The organism is Aeromonas caviae (assembly GCF_000819785.1).
GTDB lineage: Bacteria > Pseudomonadota > Gammaproteobacteria > Enterobacterales > Aeromonadaceae > Aeromonas > Aeromonas caviae.
The window spans coordinates 1-495 of sequence record NZ_CDBK01000027.1 but is presented as its reverse complement, the minus strand read 5'-3'; the positions used below and the strand labels follow the sequence as shown (position 1 = coordinate 495).

At 65.7% G+C, this 495-nt stretch carries 1 pseudogene; it reads left to right on the top strand.

What is annotated here, in order from left to right:
- Positions 1-495: pseudogene (locus BN1120_RS03505) on the top strand (beta-ketoacyl-ACP synthase III); the annotation flags it as partial.

Below are 495 nucleotides of genomic sequence, written 5' to 3'. Positions count from 1 at the left end.
TGGAGATGGCGGTGGCGGCCGCCGAGCAGGCGCTGATCGCCGCCGGTCGTGAACCGGGGGAGATCGATCTTGTCATCGTCGCCGCCTCCAACATGCCACGCCCCTACCCGGCGCTTGCCATCGAATTGCAGCACTATCTGGGCGCGAGCGGCCTGGCGTTCGACATGAACGTGGCCTGCTCTTCCGCCACCTTCGGGATCAAGACCGCCGCAGACATGCTGGCGGCAGGCACCGCCCGGCTGGCGCTGGTGGTCAATCCTGAGATCTGCTCGGGTCACCTCAACTTCCGCGATCGGGACAGTCACTTCATCTTCGGCGACGCCTGTACCGCCGTGCTGCTGGAGCGGGAGGCCGATTGCCAGGTGGCCAACCCCTGGCAGCTGGTGGCCAGCAAGCTGGTGACCCAGTACTCCAACAACATCCGCAACAACTTCGGCTTCCTGAACCGGCTGAGCCCGCGTACCCGCTACGGCGATGACAAGCTGTTCCGCCAGC